Annotated in this window: 13 protein-coding genes; 7 read left to right on the plus strand and 6 right to left on the minus strand. The window is 53.7% G+C overall.

The features are described 5' to 3' along the window. Positions 1-42 precede the first annotated feature (42 nt). The 3 genes from gatB to gatC form a co-directional block, all read right to left on the minus strand. The gene (gatB, locus tag MO867_RS05430) at positions 43-1,494 is read right to left on the minus strand and encodes an Asp-tRNA(Asn)/Glu-tRNA(Gln) amidotransferase subunit GatB (protein WP_252465223.1); all 1,452 of its coding nucleotides are present in this window, start codon (positions 1,492-1,494) and stop codon (positions 43-45) included. Between the two features lie 11 nt (positions 1,495-1,505). Beyond that, on the minus strand, positions 1,506-2,951 hold the full coding sequence (gene gatA, locus MO867_RS05435) for an Asp-tRNA(Asn)/Glu-tRNA(Gln) amidotransferase subunit GatA (RefSeq protein WP_252465224.1): 1,446 nt from the start codon (positions 2,949-2,951) through the stop codon (positions 1,506-1,508). A 71-nt stretch (positions 2,952-3,022) separates the two neighbouring features. Then, the gene (gatC, locus tag MO867_RS05440) at positions 3,023-3,310 is read right to left on the minus strand and encodes an Asp-tRNA(Asn)/Glu-tRNA(Gln) amidotransferase subunit GatC (RefSeq protein ID WP_252465225.1); all 288 of its coding nucleotides are present in this window, start codon (positions 3,308-3,310) and stop codon (positions 3,023-3,025) included. Positions 3,311-3,667: 357 nt separating this feature from the next. On the opposite strand from gatC, the gene MO867_RS05445 reads away from it, so the two are divergent. The 7 genes from MO867_RS05445 (at position 3,668) to msrB (ending at position 13,205) form a co-directional block, all read left to right on the plus strand. Then, positions 3,668-4,702 carry a rod shape-determining protein gene (locus tag MO867_RS05445; protein WP_252465226.1) on the plus strand — a complete coding sequence of 345 codons (1,035 nt, stop codon included), beginning with the start codon at positions 3,668-3,670 and terminating at the stop codon, positions 4,700-4,702. A gap of 140 nt (positions 4,703-4,842) precedes the next feature. Beyond that, positions 4,843-5,685 carry a rod shape-determining protein MreC gene (gene mreC, locus MO867_RS05450; RefSeq protein WP_252465227.1) on the plus strand — a complete coding sequence of 281 codons (843 nt, stop codon included), beginning with the start codon at positions 4,843-4,845 and terminating at the stop codon, positions 5,683-5,685. Beyond that, positions 5,672-6,151, plus strand: a complete 480-nt coding sequence (gene mreD, locus MO867_RS05455; RefSeq protein WP_252465228.1) for a rod shape-determining protein MreD — start codon at positions 5,672-5,674, stop codon at positions 6,149-6,151. The genes mreC and mreD overlap by 14 nt, the downstream gene beginning before the upstream one ends. A gap of 97 nt (positions 6,152-6,248) precedes the next feature. Further along, positions 6,249-6,860: a Maf family protein gene (locus MO867_RS05460; protein ID WP_252465229.1), complete on the plus strand. Its 612-nt coding sequence runs from the start codon at positions 6,249-6,251 to the stop codon at positions 6,858-6,860. Then, positions 6,857-8,344 (plus strand): ribonuclease G, encoded by a 1,488-nt coding sequence (rng, locus tag MO867_RS05465; RefSeq protein ID WP_252465230.1) that lies wholly within the window; start codon positions 6,857-6,859, stop codon positions 8,342-8,344. Before MO867_RS05460 ends, rng begins: the two co-directional genes overlap by 4 nt. Before the next feature lie 81 nt (positions 8,345-8,425). Further along, the gene (locus MO867_RS05470; protein WP_252465231.1) at positions 8,426-12,571 is read left to right on the plus strand and encodes a YhdP family protein; all 4,146 of its coding nucleotides are present in this window, start codon (positions 8,426-8,428) and stop codon (positions 12,569-12,571) included. A 94-nt stretch (positions 12,572-12,665) separates the two neighbouring features. Next, the gene (gene msrB, locus MO867_RS05475) at positions 12,666-13,205 is read left to right on the plus strand and encodes a peptide-methionine (R)-S-oxide reductase MsrB (protein WP_252465232.1); all 540 of its coding nucleotides are present in this window, start codon (positions 12,666-12,668) and stop codon (positions 13,203-13,205) included. A 142-nt stretch (positions 13,206-13,347) separates the two neighbouring features. Here msrB and yjgA read toward each other — a convergent pair whose 3' ends face one another. The 3 genes from yjgA to MO867_RS05490 all read right to left on the minus strand — a co-directional run bounded on the left by yjgA (position 13,348) and on the right by MO867_RS05490 (position 15,637). Beyond that, positions 13,348-13,863, minus strand: coding sequence for a ribosome biogenesis factor YjgA (gene yjgA, locus MO867_RS05480; RefSeq protein WP_252465233.1), 516 nt, complete (start codon positions 13,861-13,863; stop codon positions 13,348-13,350). A gap of 36 nt (positions 13,864-13,899) precedes the next feature. Continuing rightward, on the minus strand, positions 13,900-15,267 hold the full coding sequence (mgtE, locus tag MO867_RS05485) for a magnesium transporter (protein WP_252465234.1): 1,368 nt from the start codon (positions 15,265-15,267) through the stop codon (positions 13,900-13,902). A gap of 100 nt (positions 15,268-15,367) precedes the next feature. Next, positions 15,368-15,637, minus strand: coding sequence for an HPr family phosphocarrier protein (locus MO867_RS05490; protein WP_252465235.1), 270 nt, complete (start codon positions 15,635-15,637; stop codon positions 15,368-15,370). Positions 15,638-16,431: the final 794 nt, after the last annotated feature.

Below are 16,431 nucleotides of genomic sequence, written 5' to 3' on the forward strand. Positions count from 1 at the left end.
GTGGCCGGGTATTCCCAGCTCTGGCTATTTGAGTATTGGTCTTTAAAGTAGCTCGCCCAGCTTCTTCCTGAGCATGTTGTTGATCATCTGCGGATTCGCTTGGCCTTTGGAGGACTTCATGATTTGGCCAACAAAGTAGCCCATCATTTTGGGCCGTTTTGATTCGTCAGCCTTACGATAGTTTTCTACCTGGGTGGGACTTGCAGCGATAACATCGTCTACCATTTTTTCAATCGCGCTGGTATCAGACACCTGTTTGAGTCCGCGCTTTTCGATGACTTCATCGGCATTACCTGCCCCGTCAGCGATGGCTTCAAAAACCTGTTTGGCGGTCTTGCTGGAAATGGTGTTGTCCTTGATACGCGAGATAAGTCCGGCCAATTGTTCAGCGGAAACCGGCGACTGGTGGATGGTGATTCCCTGGCGGTTGAGCAGTGCCGCCAGTTCACCGTTAATCCAGTTGGCTGTAAGTTTGGGCTCGCCACAGGATTTGCAAACGGCTTCAAAAAAGTCTGCGCTGGCACGCTCCTGAGTCACTTGGTCGGCATCGTAGACTGATAACTGGTATTCGGACTGGAACCGTAAGGCCTTGGTGTCTGGCAGTTCCGGCAGAGTGCCGCGCAGCTGTTCGATGTAGTCGTCAGTGAGGGATACCGGGAGTAAATCGGGGCAGGGAAAGTAGCGATAGTCATTGGCCACTTCTTTACTGCGCATTGAGCGGGTTTCGTTTTTGTCTGCGTCGTAGAGGCGAGTTTCCTGCGTAATACTGCCGCCATTTTCAAGGATATCAATCTGCCGTTCGGCCTCGACTTTGATTGCGCGCTCGACAAAGCGGAAAGAGTTTATATTCTTTAATTCCGTGCGCGTGCCCAGCTTATCAGTGCCTTTTACGCGCACGGAAACGTTGGCGTCACAGCGAAGGGATCCTTGGGACATATCTCCGTCGGAAATACCCAGGTAGGTTACGATACTGTGGATTTTCTTCAGGAAGGCGACGGCCTCGACAGCGCTGCGCATATCGGGCTCAGAAACAATTTCTATTAGTGGTGTGCCGGCGCGGTTGAGGTCGATACCGGACATGCTCTGGAAATCTTCGTGTAGAGATTTTCCGGCATCTTCCTCCAGGTGTGCATGGTGCAGCCGAATCTTTTTGTGACTGCCACCTTCCAGGTGAATCTCAACTTCACCGGGGCCAACGATCGGTTGCTCCAGCTGGGTGGTTTGGTAGCCTTTAGGAAGGTCCGGGTAAAAGTAGTTCTTGCGCTCGAAAATGGAGCGCTTGCCGATTTCCGCATTCATGGCTAGGCCAAACATGACGGCGTAGCGAAAGGCCTCTTCATTGGGTACGGGCAAAGTGCCGGGCATGGCCAGGTCCACGGCACAGGCCTGGGTATTGGGCTCGGCGCCGAAGCGGGTACTGGCGCCGGAAAATAACTTTGACTGGGTGGATAGCTGGACATGTATTTCCAGTCCGATAACGATTTCCCATTCCACGATAGATCTCCTTATACGGCGCTGGCTTTGTGCCAGTCGGTTACCTGTTGATATTGATGGGCGATGTTGAGCATGCGCGCCTCATCCAGGTAATTTCCGGTGATTTGCAGGCCTACGGGCATATTGTTGACTAGGCCACAGGGGATAGACATGCCCGGTAGCCCCGCCAGATTGGTGGCGATGGTGTAGATATCTTCCAGGTACATGGCGATAGGGTTGGCACTTTTGGCGCCCAACTTGAACGCGGGAGAGGGCGTGGTGGGCCCCATGATGACATCCACCTTGTCGAAGGCCTGTACAAAGTCCTGCTTGACCAAGCGGCGCGCCTGTTGGGCTTTGTTGTAGTAGGCGTCGTAATAACCCGCTGACAGGGCGTAGGTGCCGACCAAAATACGGCGTTGAACTTCTTCGCCAAAGCCTTCGCCGCGGGAGCGCATATACAAGTCGCGCAGGTCACTGGGGTCTTCGCAACGGTGGCCGTAGCGCACGCCGTCGAAGCGGGACAGGTTGGCGGAGGCCTCTGCCGGTGCGATGACATAGTAAGCGGGAATGGCCAGCTCTGTGTGGGGTAAGCTGATATCCACCAGCTGGGCCCCGAGTTTTTCTAACTCCTTCAGTGCATCTTGCACCCGGCTCGCGGTTTCCGGGTTGAGTCCCTCACCGAAATATTCTTTGGGTACACCAATTTTGAGGCCTGCAACGGAATTATCCAGCCCGGCAGTAAAATCTGTATGCGGGTGGTCCAGGCTAGTAGAGTCCTTCGGGTCGTGGCTGGCCATGGCGGACAACAGGTGGGCGGCGTCCTCGGCATTGCGAGCTATGGGGCCGGCCTGATCCAGGCTAGAGGCATAGGCAACGACACCAAAGCGGGATACACGGCCGTAAGTGGGTTTTAGGCCAGTCGTGTTGGTCAGTGCCGCAGGTTGTCGAATAGAGCCGCCAGTATCGGTGGCGGTGGCGCCCGGTACCAGCAGGGCGGCAACGGCAGCAGCGGAGCCGCCAGAGGAGCCGCCGGGTACGTAACCAGTGTCCCAGGGATTCTTCACCGGGCCGTAGTAACTGCTTTCATTGGAGGAGCCCATGGCGAACTCGTCCATATTGGTTTTACCCAGTGTGACGGTGCCGGCTGTATTGAGGTTTTCTACCAGCGTGGCGTCATAAGGTGGAATAAAATTATCGAGCATCTTCGAGGCGCAACTGGTGCGTACACCGCTTGTGCAGATGATATCTTTGTGGGCAATCGGTACACCGCACAATACGGGCGCATCGCCATCGGCCAGGCGTTGGTCTGCGGCTTTGGCTTGTGCCAGCGCTTTTTCTTCAGTGATGCTGATAAAACTGTTGTAGCTGCCATCCAGCTGTTGGATGCGGCCGAGTAAATGACGGGTTAGCTCAGTGCTTGAGAACTCTTTGCTGCGCAATCCGCGGATGATCTCGGCGATAGTAAGCTGATGCATATTTTTCCCTAAATGGCTCTGGGCGGGCTGAGGGCTGGGTATTCGGGCAGACTTCGTGGATCTTTCGCCGTTTAGTCAATCACTTTGGGGACCAGGTAGAGACCATCTTCCGTCTGAGGGGCCAGCTCGAGGAAGTCCTTGCGGTTGTTGGATTCTGTTATTTTGTCGGCACGCAGTACCTGGATTTCATCCAGAGGATGCGCCATTGGGGCAATACCGTCGGTATTCACGGCTTGCAGCTGGTCCACCAACTGCAGCACATCCCCGAGGCGGTTGCTGACCTCCTCAATTGTTTGTTTGGATATGGCGATACGGGCCAACTCCGCCAGTTTTTCTACAGTTTGCGTATCCACTGCCATGGTGATGGGCTCCTCCAGCTTGAGTTGCGAGTCGAAAACTGCTCCGACGGTTAGCGTCAGGCAGGACCCGCAAATTTAGCACAGTGGGTTTATATTCTCACCGGTCAGGGCCGTATTGAATGCCGGCTCTGAATTGGCTCGCCTTCAGCCTTGCTCTGATGCGATGCCGTTGTTAGAGTTTGCCGAATCCTGCCGTGTGATGAGAGGCTCCGGTATATTACGTAGATTCCGATTCGAAATGCGGCTCGGAACTCAGAATTATTTGTGCGGACTAATTAGGATTTATATCCATAAAATAAGCCGCGCCCGCAGTACCCGACCTGGGGGCTGACAATTAGTACAAGGTAATTGAATTCCATGTTTAAACGTTTGCGGGGTATGTTTTCCAGTGATCTCTCCATCGATCTGGGAACTGCCAACACGCTGATTTACGTTCGCGATCGAGGCGTAGTACTCGACGAACCTTCTGTCGTCGCTATCCGTCACTACAATGGCCAAAAAATCGTTGAGGCTGTCGGTGTTGACGCCAAACGCATGCTCGGTCGGACTCCGGGCAATATCACTGCAATTCGTCCCCTGAAAGACGGCGTTATCGCGGACTTTCAGGTAACAGAGAAAATGTTGCAGCACTTTATCAAAACGGTGCACGAAAATAGCTGGATGCGCCCGAGTCCGAGAGTTCTGGTTTGTGTGCCTTGTCAGTCGACAGAGGTGGAGCGTCGGGCGATTCGCGAATCGGCTCTGGGGGCGGGAGCTCGCGAAGTCTCCCTGATCGAGGAGCCGATGGCGGCGGCGATCGGTGCTGGTCTGAATGTAGAAGAGGCGAGCGGCTCCATGGTGGTGGATGTCGGTGGCGGTACCACTGAGATTGCTATTATCTCCCTGAACGGCGTGGTCTACTCTGATTCAGTGCGTATCGGCGGTGATCGCTTTGACGAGGCTATCGTCAATTATGTGCGTCGTAACTACGGCAGTGTGATTGGTGATGCGACTGCTGAGCGTATCAAGGAGGAAATTGGCTGTGCTTACGCAGGCAGTGAAGTCCGTGAAATCGATGTGCGTGGCCGCAACCTGGCTGAAGGTGTACCCCGCAGCTTTACCCTCAATTCTGATGAAATCCTTGAAGCCCTGCAGGAGCCGCTGACCGGTATCGTGCAGGCGGTAAAAAGTGCACTGGAGCAATCCCCTCCGGAGTTGGCTTCTGATATCGCAGAGCGCGGTATGGTGTTGACCGGTGGCGGTGCTTTGCTGCGGGATCTGGATCGCCTATTGATGGAAGAGTCCGGCCTGCCAGTAATTGTGGCCGATGATCCTTTGACCTGTGTTGCCCGCGGTGGCGGCAAGGCCCTGGATATGTTGGATCGCAATCGACTTTACTTGATGTCGAATTAATGGCTGGCGCTGCGCGAGCCAGCAGGGCTTTCGGGGATGCTCGAAAGCCCCATGCTTATTGGGTTGCGTACACAATCGATGAGTCTGCGCGGCTTGCTTCTTCACAATAACAATCACTATAAATAAAGAGGGGGTTGCCTGTGAAACCGCTATTTACCCGCGGTCCCTCTGCTGAATACCGCCTGGGCCTCCTCGCTATACTTGCCATCGCGTTGATCGTTTCGGATCACTATACCCATTGGTTCCAGCCTGTTCGTGAAAAACTGTCCGGGGTTATCGCCCCTCTCTATTGGGTCACCGACGCACCTGAGCGTATCGGTGATTGGGCCGATAATCAGTTTCGCTCCCGCGAGGAGCTGCAAGAGGAAAACAGCCGTCTGCAACGCCAGGTACTGTTGCTGGAGCAGCGCAGTCAGTTGCTGGCTGCGGTAAAGGCGGAAAATACTCAGCTGAAAGAGCTGATGAATTCGGCTGAGGTGGTTGATGACCGGGTGTTGGTTGCGCAGGTTATCGGGGTTTCACCAGATCCGTTGGAGCATGTACTGCTGATCGACAAGGGGCGAGATGATGGCATTGATGTGGGCACACCGGTTATGGATGCCAGCGGTTTACTGGGGCAGGTGATAGAGGCCGGTGGGTCCTTCAGTCGTATATTGCTGATTACTGATTCTAGCCACGCCATTCCTGTGCAGGTGCTGCGCAACAGCATGCGCACGGTTGCTGAGGGTACCGGTGATCTCTATCGCTTGAAGTTGCGCCACCTGGCCAACACCAGTGATATCCGAGAGGGTGACTTGCTACTGAGTTCGGGGCTCGGTAGCCGTTTTCCGGCTGGTTACCCGGTCGGGGAGGTGATTTCGGTTCAGCGAGATCCCGGCAAACCCTTTGCGGAGGCAGAGGTGTTGCCCCGTGGACGCATGAATCGCAGCCGCTTCGTGCTGGCCGTGATTAGCAGCGGAGGTCAGGCCGTTGCAAGCGAATAACCGCTGGTTTATCGCGGTCACTATTCTGTTGTCCTTGCTACTTGCAGTAATGCCTCTGCCGCAACAGTGGCTGTGGTTTCGTCCCGCTTTCCCCGCATTGCTGGTGATATTCTGGATCACCCGGATGCCTCAGAGTCTGGGGGTGGGCTTTGCCTGGGTAATCGGCATACTGCAGGACCTAGCGACCGGGGCCAGTTTGGGCAGCCATGCTCTGGCATTGGCGGTTCTCGCCTATTTCAGTTTGCTCACCTATCAGCGTACCCGGGCATTCAACCCCGCCCAGCAGTTGTTGTGGGTATTTGTGCTGGTGGGTATTCACCAGGTAGTGGGCAATTGGGTGCATGGCCTGGAGGGGAAGTCGATGCCTGGCCTGACGTTCCTATGGCCCGCACTCACCACTGCTTTGCTTTGGCCTTGGGTTGCCCCTTGGCTCAGAAGCTTTTCTGGTCGCCTTCACGTTCACTGACTGTCTCGTCAGAACTGTAAATCAGTGTAAAAAATCGATCAATTTTCGATCAGTATCGCTATAATCAGCCGCTGGCCCACAGGGAACATCTAGTACAGTGACGAAAATCGTTTGTGACAATCGACTTCTTCTAGCCTCTGGTTCGCCGCGCCGCGCTGAATTGTTGGCACAGATAGGTGTGCCATTTTCCCAGTTGGCCACCGCGGTTGTGGAACAGCGGCAATTTGATGAAAGCCCTTTGGAGTATATTCAGCGCTTGGCCCACGATAAGGCGATTGCCGGGTTGCAGGCTGCGGGAGGTGCAGGCGGGCTTTGGTCTCTGGGCGCAGACACCGTTGTGATGGTGGGGGAGAGGTTGCTGGAGAAGCCGCTGGGTTTTAGTGACTTTGAATCCATGATGTTGACCCTTTCTGGTATCGAGCACTCGGTATTTACCGCTATGTGCCTGCGCACAGAAGAGCGCCAATTCAGTCGGGTGGTTGAAACCCGAGTCCGTTTTCGTCACTTGTCCAAGGCCCAGATATTTGCCTACTGGGAAAGCGGTGAACCGGCAGATAAAGCGGGCGGTTACGGTATCCAAGGTTTTGGTGCCGCTTTGGTGGAAGCTGTGAGTGGTAGTTATAGCAATGTTGTAGGGCTTCCGTTGGAAGCTCTGGTCCCCATGCTGGAACATGCGGGAATTCCTTATTGGCAGGAGGGCCAATCTTGAGTGAAGAGCTGTTAATTAATGTCGCGCCGACTGAAACCCGGGTTGCACTGGTAGAAAATGGTGTGCTTCAGGAAGTGTACCTGGAGCGCAGTGCACGGCGCGGGATTGTAGGTAATATCTACAAAGGTAAAGTTATTCGCGTATTGCCGGGCATGCAGGCGGCTTTTGTTGATATTGGCCTTGAGCGCGCAGGCTTTATTCACGCGTCAGATATTGCCCCTCTCGACGATGAGGGTATGGAGGCGCGCGAGGCCGAGGTGGCAGATATCCGGGCCTTGGTAAGGGAGGGACAATCCCTCATAGTGCAGGTGGTTAAAGACCCGATCAGTAGCAAAGGGGCCCGCCTGACGACTCATCTGTCAGTGTCCGCCCGTTACCTTGTTTATATGCCACAGACCCGCCATATCGGCATTTCCAACCGTATCGAGGCTGAAAGTGAGCGCGAGCGCTTGCGTCAGCTGGTCGAGGCCGCGTCCCAACGCCTTGCTGAGGGCGGCTTGTCAGCGGATGGCGGTTTTATTTTACGCACTGTTGCGGAAGGCGTGAGTGAAGAAGAGTTGTTACGGGATATCCCGTTTTTGTACAAACTTTGGGGGGAGCTGGAGCTGCGTATAAAAGAACGTGCGGTGCCCTCAGTTATTTATGAAGACCTTCCGCTATTTATGCGTGCATTGCGTGACCTTGCGCGCCCCTATACCGAAAAGATTCGTATAGACTCCCGTGAGGCCCATGGGCGCGCGGCAGAGTTTGCGGGGAAGTACGCACCGGAAATTGCCGGTCGTTTGGAGCACTATCCCGGTGAACGCCCCCTGTTCGACCTGTACGGTGTCGAAGAGGAAATAAGAAAGGCACTACACAATAAGGTAACTCTGAAGTCTGGTGGCTATCTGATTATTGAGCAAACGGAAGCGATGAGCACGATTGATGTGAACACCGGCGCTTTTGTTGGCCATCGCAACTTGGAAGAAACTATCTTCAAGACCAATTTGGAGGCTGCCACGTCGATTGCCCGCCAGCTGCGTCTGCGTAACTTGGGCGGTATCATCATTATCGACTTTATCGATATGAAGGACCCTGAACACCAGAGGCAGGTGCTGCGAACCTTGGAAAAAACCCTGGAGAGGGATCACGCCAAGTCGAGTATTACCGGTGTCTCCGAATTGGGGCTGGTGGAGATGACCCGCAAGCGTACAAGGGAATCGTTAGGGCAGATTTTATGTGAGTCCTGCCCGGTGTGTGGCGGGCGCGGCACGCTGAAAAGCGCGGAGACTGTCTGCTTTGAGATATTTCGAGAGATTCTCCGCGAGGCGCGTGCTTACGACAGTGAGAAAATTATGGTGTTGGCTAGTCAGGTGGTGATTGATCTCTTACTTGACGAAGAGTCGGCAAACGTCGCCGATCTGGAGGAATTTATTCGCAGGCCTATTCAGTTCCAGGTAGAGCCTATCTACAACCAAGAGCAGTATGACATTGTTCTTGTGTAATCCATTAATCACTTACCGGCAGGTGCTGTGCGTGCGTTATCTGCGCGGAGTTGATGTCTGTTCGGTGGCGAGGGTGTAGCGATGGCTGCGATACGCTGGATTGCAAGAAAGTTCTGGTTGCTCTCGGTGAGCTTGGTGATCGCACTGGCAATTATTGTGCAGACGGGTCGTCTGCTCTCACCGCAAGTGGAAAGCTATCGTCCCCAGATCAGCAACTGGCTTACGGAGCAGTTGGGAGTTCCAGTGCAAATGGATCGCATATCCTTGCACTGGGAGGCTCTCGAGGTCGCGCTGCAGCTGGATGGATTACGCCTGGGTGAAAATGGCGAGCTGCGTATGGGGCACGGTCTCTTCCAGCTGGATTTGCTTTCGAGCCTGTGGAATCGAGAATTGGTTTGGAAAGACCTGCAGATGCACTCTTTTTCTGCGGCGCTCAGTCGCGATGGGAAGGGCGAGTGGCACCTGGAGGGGTTTCCTGATGTGCCGTTGAAACTTGAAGGAAATGCCGCGACCAACTCCGAGGCAGCAGACCCCGCTCGTCTTTTCCAGCTCAGCCCCAAGATTCAAATCCGCAATGCGGCCATCACCGTTCGGCTTCCCGACGAGCAGCTGGCCGAAGTTAACCTGCCGGAGATTCAACTGGAAAATAGTGGGAATTTCCATCGACTGACCGCACGTGCTTTTATCTCCCGGGACGGAGAGAGCAGTCAGGCTGATGAGGAGACCTTGCGAGTTATTCTGGAGGGGCGCGGTAACCCGAAAGATAAGAAACACTTTTCCCTGCAAGGTTATATACAGCTAAATGAATTGCTGCTGGATGATGACATCGTCGCCTTGCTACATGAACTCACTCCATTGCCCGATCGTTTCCATTGGCGCGGTCGCAAATGGGCAGACGGCCGTCTTTGGCTTCGCAGCGACTTAGATAATGGCTACCGCATAGCGGGGCAAGTGGACCTTGCGCAGGTGGAGAGTTCCGCTGATGTGGAAGTGGCTGCGATAGAGGAGCCAGCGTTGGTTCCCCTGCAGGCTTTCTCGGGCGATCTTTCTGGTCGCTGGTTGCCGGGTGAATACTGGCGCCTTGCTTTACAAAATATTCAAATTGACTGGCAAGGGTTGGAGATGCCACCGCTCAATTTGCAGATGAGCAGCGACCGGGAAGGCTTGGCTCTGATGGCCGATGTGGTGGACCTGGCGGGATGGAGCGGCATCTTAAGTCGCCTGGAGCTGCTGGAAGGCGCTGCCGACGAGTGGCTTAGAGCGCTAAAACCCAGCGGGCAGCTGCACAGCGTGCACCTGCGAGCAGGAGCCGGTCGTCAATTTGAGCTGGGTGCAAAATTGCAGGATATCAGCGTGGATGCTTTCCGTGGTGCGCCTGCAGTGTCTCACTTGAGTGGCTATCTGCAGCTCGAAGGTGCCAGTGGTCGGGTTGAACTCGATGGCAGTGTTCTCGGGGCTCATTTTCCCAGCCTGTATAAAAATTCATTCGCATTTGAGCGGGCCAGCGGCACTATCGCCTGGACCGTCGATAAAGAATCTAATGAAGTCAGCGTTCTATCTGGACCTCTTCATCTAGAAGGTGAGCTTGGCAATGTCGGTGGTCAGTTTTTACTGACGCTGCCATTTTATGCCCAGACACGGCCATCAGAGCTGGTGCTTTCACTGTCTTTAAATGATACCGAAGTAGCTGTTCAGGAAGATCTGGTCCCGTTTATTGTCAGCGATGACCTGCGTAAATGGTTGAAGAGTGGTTTGGGTGAGGACAACCGTGGGCGAGTAGAAAGTGCTGCCTTTGTCTACCGTGGCAGCAGTTACCGCAAAGAGGGCAAGGATGAGTCCCTGCGTATTCTGGGAGCTCACCCCAAGCGCAGAACCATCCAGTTGGCCCTCGATTTTTCAGGGGCCAGTTTGGACTATGCCAGCGAATGGCCGGCAGTCAGAGACGTAGATGGCCGTTTGTTACTTGATGATGGCACTGTGCGGGTCAATGCGGATCGGGCCAAGTTATGGAATATGGATGCGCGTGACATTCAGGTTGGAGTCACTCCGCTCGCATCTAAAGGGTCGCGCTTAGATGTTCGTACCGGTGTGGCCGGACCAGCGGCTGATGGCTTGCGCCTGTTGCGGGAGTCACCGTTGAGGGATCATCTCGGGCAAGCTTTTGACGATTGGTCCCTGTCCGGGCAGCTGGACGGGGTTCTGGCTCTGACTATGCCGTTAGGTGGTGCTTCGCTAGCACCCCGCCAAAACATCGAATTAAACCTGGATAAAGGAAATCTCACACTGGAGGGGTTGCGTCTTGATGCTACCGCGTTAAGTGGTCTGATTAAGTACGATAGTAGCCAGGGGCTAGAAGGGACTCTGCTGGACGGCAAGCTGTGGGGGCGCCCGCTAACTGCTCGTATACGCCACTTTGGTGAAGGCGAAGCAAGGAACACCCAGGTAGTCGTGGATGGTAGTGCGCTGATCGAATCCGTCCATGCCTGGAGCTCGCGCCCGGAGTTGCAATGGTTGGAAGGCGCAATGGATTACCAGGCCTTGGTCACTCTCCCAGCCAAATCCGAAGGTGCTCCTTATGCCGCTGTGTTTGAGCTGACGTCCAACCTCGCAGGAGTGGCCGTGAACCTGCCAGAGCCATTGGGGAAAGAAGCGCCGACAGAAACAAATTTTGTACTAAGGGTGCCTATCGGGGAGCAGGGCAGTTTGTTCCATATGAATTATGGAGAGCATTTACAGGGCCAGTTTTGGCTGATTGACGGTGAGCTGGATCGCGCTGCAATAGCCCTGAATGCCGAAGCCCAGTTGCCTTTGGAGCGCGAATTGAGCGTCACAGGTGATATTTCTACTGTGGATCTGCCGCGCTGGGAAAAGCTTCTGGGTATTTATCATTCAACCGGTTCGGTAAGCCCGACGGTTGCCAGTCTTGCCGGCGGAAGTACTGCTCCCGCCAAGCAAGGAGAAAAGCCTGCCCAGCCGCTTCCCATCCGACTGGACCTCAGTACTGATCAGCTGCAGTTGGGATCTGTAGAGATTGACCATATCCATGTGACTGGATTGGGACAGGGTGCCGACTGGCAGTTGAATTTTGACAGTGAAATGGCCGCAGGCGATTTAACGGGTAGCCTGGGAGGGGATGCGCCGCTGCGGTTGAAACTCACTCATTTACGCATTCCCTCGCCAGAAAAAAAGAGCGAATCTAGCCAAGATGAATTTCCTCTCGACCCCTTTAGCGAAGAGGCCTCAGATCCTTTGGTTCGTTTTGACTTTACCCGCATACCTAATATCGATTTTAGCGCGAGCACTCTTCAAGTGGGTGATGAGAACATGGGGCCTTGGTCATTTAAGCTAAGGTCATCTGAAGGCCGTCTGCTGCTGAATGATATCCATGGTGTGGTAAGAGGGTTTCGTTTGACGGGCCGCGATAAAGGTGATGAGCGCCTGGGTGCTCAACTGTTGTGGGCTAGGGATGCCGAAGGGCAGGAATCGTCGCAATTTATCGGCCGCCTGGTGGCTGATGATCTCGCAGATATTCAGCGGGAAATGGGCCATCAGCCTGTAATTGAGAGTAAATCAGCCAGCTTCGATACTGCTCTGCAGTGGAAGGGTTCACCCACTCAGGTGAAAGGTAGCCTGCTGTCGGGCGAGTTAAAGATCGATATCCGCGATGGTCGCTTCCTGCGTTCGACCGGCGCCACCGGTTCTACGGTACTGCGTTTGTTGTCGTTGTTTAATTTCGATACCTGGGCCCGGCGCCTACGCCTGGATTTCTCTGATCTTTACAAGAGCGGAATGGCTTTTGACCGGGTGAGGGGGGAAGTTGTGCTCGAAGGCGATGGGCAGCTTCTTATTGCTGTGCCTATCCAGGTGGAGGGGCCCACCAGTGAGCTGCAAATGGCCGGGCGGGTCAACCTGTTGCGTGAAGATCTGGATTTGACCCTGGTGGCGACCTTGCCTGTGGGGAATAACCTGGCCCTTGTCGCGGCATTGGCGGGAGGGCTTCCGGCTGCGGCGGGCGTCTATTTGATCAGTAAGGCATTTAGAAAGCAGGTCAAGAAGGTTGCCAGCGTGAGTTATCGTATCAGTGGGGGTTGGGCGGCCCCTCAAATGCGTTTCGAAAAGCTGTTTGATGGAGATGGCGCAAAACGCCAGGGTGCGGTTTCAGAGTATAGGGACGACAAATCACCCATGGAGGTCAGCTCGGACGAGCAGGCCCCGCCTGCTGCTTAATAGCGGGTTAAAGTCCTCGTGTTCTTAACGGCAACGGGCAATCGTCATCTAATCTTTTAGTGGTCATTTTTCCCTTGTGAAAGGAGCACTTAAGATGGACAGGTCTCCAATATTGGTTCCTCTTCTTGTCGCTGTCTTTACCCTGTCAGCCTGCTCTGAGGCAGACGATGATCAACGCATTCAGAGTATGACGGTTGCCGAAGCCGAGCATCGTATTGAGAAGGGTGCGGGGCTCGAGCAAATCCCCAAGTCAGTGTGGAAAAAGATCCTGCCGGAGGACCGCTACAAAATTCTGTGGAAAAAAGACACAGAGCGCGCATTCAGCGGCAAGCTGCTCTACAACAAAGAGAAAGGGGTATACGTGACAGCAGGGTGCCGTTTGCCGGTTTTTAGTTCTGAGCAAAAATATAAATCTGGTACTGGATGGCCCAGTTTTTGGGACGTGGCTTATCCGCAAAATATTGTGCTGAGAGATGATTACAGTTGGGGGCTAAAGCGTACAGAGGTGTTATCAAAATGCGGCGAACACCTGGGGCACCTCTTTAAAGATGGGCCAGAGCCCACCAAACTTCGCTATTGCCTCAATTCTTTGTCGTTGGATTTTATCCCGGCAAAGAGAAAAAAAGCGCCCTAGCCGAAAATACCAGATTTAACTGAGCTTCTCGTCAAGCCCATCTGGCGATGGGCGGCGGGACCTCTCTGCCGTTTGACGCTAGTGGGGCAGGTTGAGGTTGGACTTTCAGCCATCTTATGGCGCCGGTCACTGACCTGTTTTTTTACAGTTGGGCTTCCTGGATAAAGAAGTCGCGTAGGTAACGGAACAGTTTGCGCTGGTTCGTAGGGGCTTTGTTGTTTTGGATCTCTCGGTTCGAATCCCTGACCAATTGCCGCAGTTGCTGGTGGTCTACACCGGGGTACTGACTAAAGAACTCCCCTTGTGCATTATTGCCTTCTTCTAGGAGACGCTTTCGCCAAGCTTCAGCCATTTTGTCAAAGCGCAGATAGTGGTGATCTTGCTCTTTAAATTTGTTCAGTACGGCTTCAATAGCCTCGTGGTCGACATGGCGCATCAATTTGCCAATATACTGCATCTGGCGTCGGCGGGCTTCGTTGGACTTGATCCGGTGCAGGGTTTCTATGGCCTCAAGTAAGCCCTCATCGAGAGGGACTTCGGCCAATTGCGCCTTGGTCAGTTCAGTCAGCTGCTTGCCAAGGCCCTGCAATTCGAGCATTTCATTTTTGACCTGGGTTTTACTTTTTGGCAGGTCGTCATCGTCATCGTATTCGTACATCGTCAATTCGCTTTCTGTGAGTGATGGAGGCTGGGCCTAGGAAAAGTACCAGGAGGCCAGGCCCAGAAAGGACATAAAGCCCACTACATCGGTGACTGTAGTCAGTGCTACCCCACCTGCCAGGGCAGGGTCTATGTTCATGGCGCGCAGTGCTACGGGCAGTGTTGCCCCGGCAAGTGCGGCGGTTAGCAGGTTGATCAGCATCGCGGCGACGATAATGACTGCGATCCATATGTTGCCAAACCACAGTGCTGTGATAAGGCCCATTACCAGAGACCACAGCATCGCGTTCAGGGCGGCAGAACCGAGTTCACGTGAGAGTAACCAGCTTAAATTGCTGCGCCCGATCTGGCCCAGCGCCATCCCCCGAATGACCACGGTAAGAGTCTGGCTGCCCGCCACTCCGCCCATACTGGCTACAATTGGCATAAGCACCGCAAGGGCGACCACTTTATCCAAAGTGACCTGGAAAAGGCTGATCACCCAGGAGGCGAGAAGTGCGGTAAGCAGGTTAATTCCCAGCCAAACAGCTCTTCGGCGTGCAGTGCGTCTTACCGGGGCAAAGGTATCTTCTTCTTCATCGAGACCGGCCATGCTCATCAGTGAGTGATCGGCATCTTCACGGATGACGTCCACGACATCGTCAATGGTGATGCGCCCCAACAACCGGTTATCTTCATCCACTACCGGTGCAGTAATCCAATCGTACTTTTCAAATAGCCGGGCCACTTCGGTGTCGGGCATATCTGCCGGGATGGGCTCGACATCGGTATTGACCACTTCGCGAACAGTCACCGATGGGTCAGTGGTCAGTAGCTTTGAGAGTGGCAGCAGGCCGATATACTGGCCCTTTCGGTTGATAACAAACAGGCTATCGGTAGCCTCGGGTAGCTGCTCGTGACGCCGTAGGTAGCGGAGTACCACATCGAGAGTCAGGTTTGGGCGGACCGAAATGGTATCGGTATCCATCAGGCCGCCGGCGGTGCTTTCGTCGTAGGCGAGTACGCTCTCAACTCTGAGCCGGTCGGTTTCGCTCATCGACGAGAGTACTTCAGCCACTACACGCTCGGGGAGTTGCTGAAGTATGTCGGCGATGTCATCGGCATCCAGACCCTCCATCACCGCCACCATTTCTTCGGTATCCATAGTGGCGAGGATCTGGCTGCGTACATCGTCGGTGAGTTCCTGCAGGACCTCACCTTCAATTTCCCGGTTGACCAGGTTCCAGAGTACTTGGCGAATACGGGGAGGGGAGCTTTCCAGCAGCTGGGCGATACTCTGAGGGCTCAGAGTCTTGAGCATGCGCCGGACTTCCTGCCCCGTGCCGCTATCCAGCGCAGCATACAGCTCACCCAGCTGGTTTTGCGCGCGGAACTTGATTTCGGCTTGAGGAGGACTGGGCACAACAAATCCTTACAGCTGGGAGTGATTAGGGCAATGGTAGTTGGAATACGTGAATTCTATTCTTATTGAGGGATGCTATCCAGCAATGAGGCGATTTATGCTACTCAGCTTCGCCAAAGCGATCGTCTATCAGTGCGCAAATGGCTGTTAGGGCCGCGCCTTCATCTGCGCCGTGAATTTCTAGCTCAAGTTTTGTCCCTTTTCCTGCAGCCAGTAGCATCAGAGCCATTACGCTTTTTCCATCGACAAACTTTCCCTGACAAAGAACTTTGACATCGGATGAAAAGCGCGATGATGTTTGTGCAAACTTACTGGCTGCGCGGGCATGGAGGCCAAGTTTGTTGATTATGGTGATTTTCTGTTTTTGCATAAGAAAACTGTATTAGAGAAGTCTGGTTTATATGATAAATGAGATGGCCGTGAGATTTACAGTTTGTGCGACTTACTAGAGGGCGCAGTGTAATGCCTTGTGAAACTAAGTTGCGTAAAGAAAGTCCGAGTGGCACGCTAGCTGTCTGCTATACGGTGTGGCAAAACAACACTGATTGGTACTGTCAGGGGGGGCTTGATGGGAGTATTGTGAAGCCTTATTGGTAACTATCCAGAAAAATCCACAAATAAGCTTGACAAATTTTCACAGGGGATTGCGGAAATATTTTTCTTTTGTAAGTCCGCGTCAAATAGACCCATCAAGCCCACTGTAAATCAATACACCCAAAAAAAACAATCCACCAGCTGCAGGATATGGCTCGGCAACTAAAAGATAGCCAGAAGCCATACAGCAGGAAAAATCACTTTCAGAAAATCATGCGATATTACTGTCGCACATTGCTATCCCATGAGAAGGTCAATTGACATCAATAAGCCTGTAAAGGAAGCCGAAAAATTACTGGTGAAAGATACCAGCGCCTCTCCGCTCTGAAAGCATCTTTCAATATGTTGATGATTGTTGTCAACCTGCATTCAACTCTCGAATCGTCTAGGGTTAAATAATCTCAATGGCAGTAAACCGCCTGCTAGCGATCTCAACCGAAAGAAAAAGTCGTGGCCAAAAAACAGTAGATCTCGTGGTGGCCAGCCCGGACATCTGGCTAAAAACCTTGAGCAGGTATCAACACTTCGGACAGTTTCATGCAGCTATAGCCCCATAGTCACTGTACCGCT

It is taken from the genome of Microbulbifer okhotskensis, assembly GCF_023895975.1.
Classification (GTDB): domain Bacteria; phylum Pseudomonadota; class Gammaproteobacteria; order Pseudomonadales; family Cellvibrionaceae; genus Microbulbifer; species Microbulbifer okhotskensis.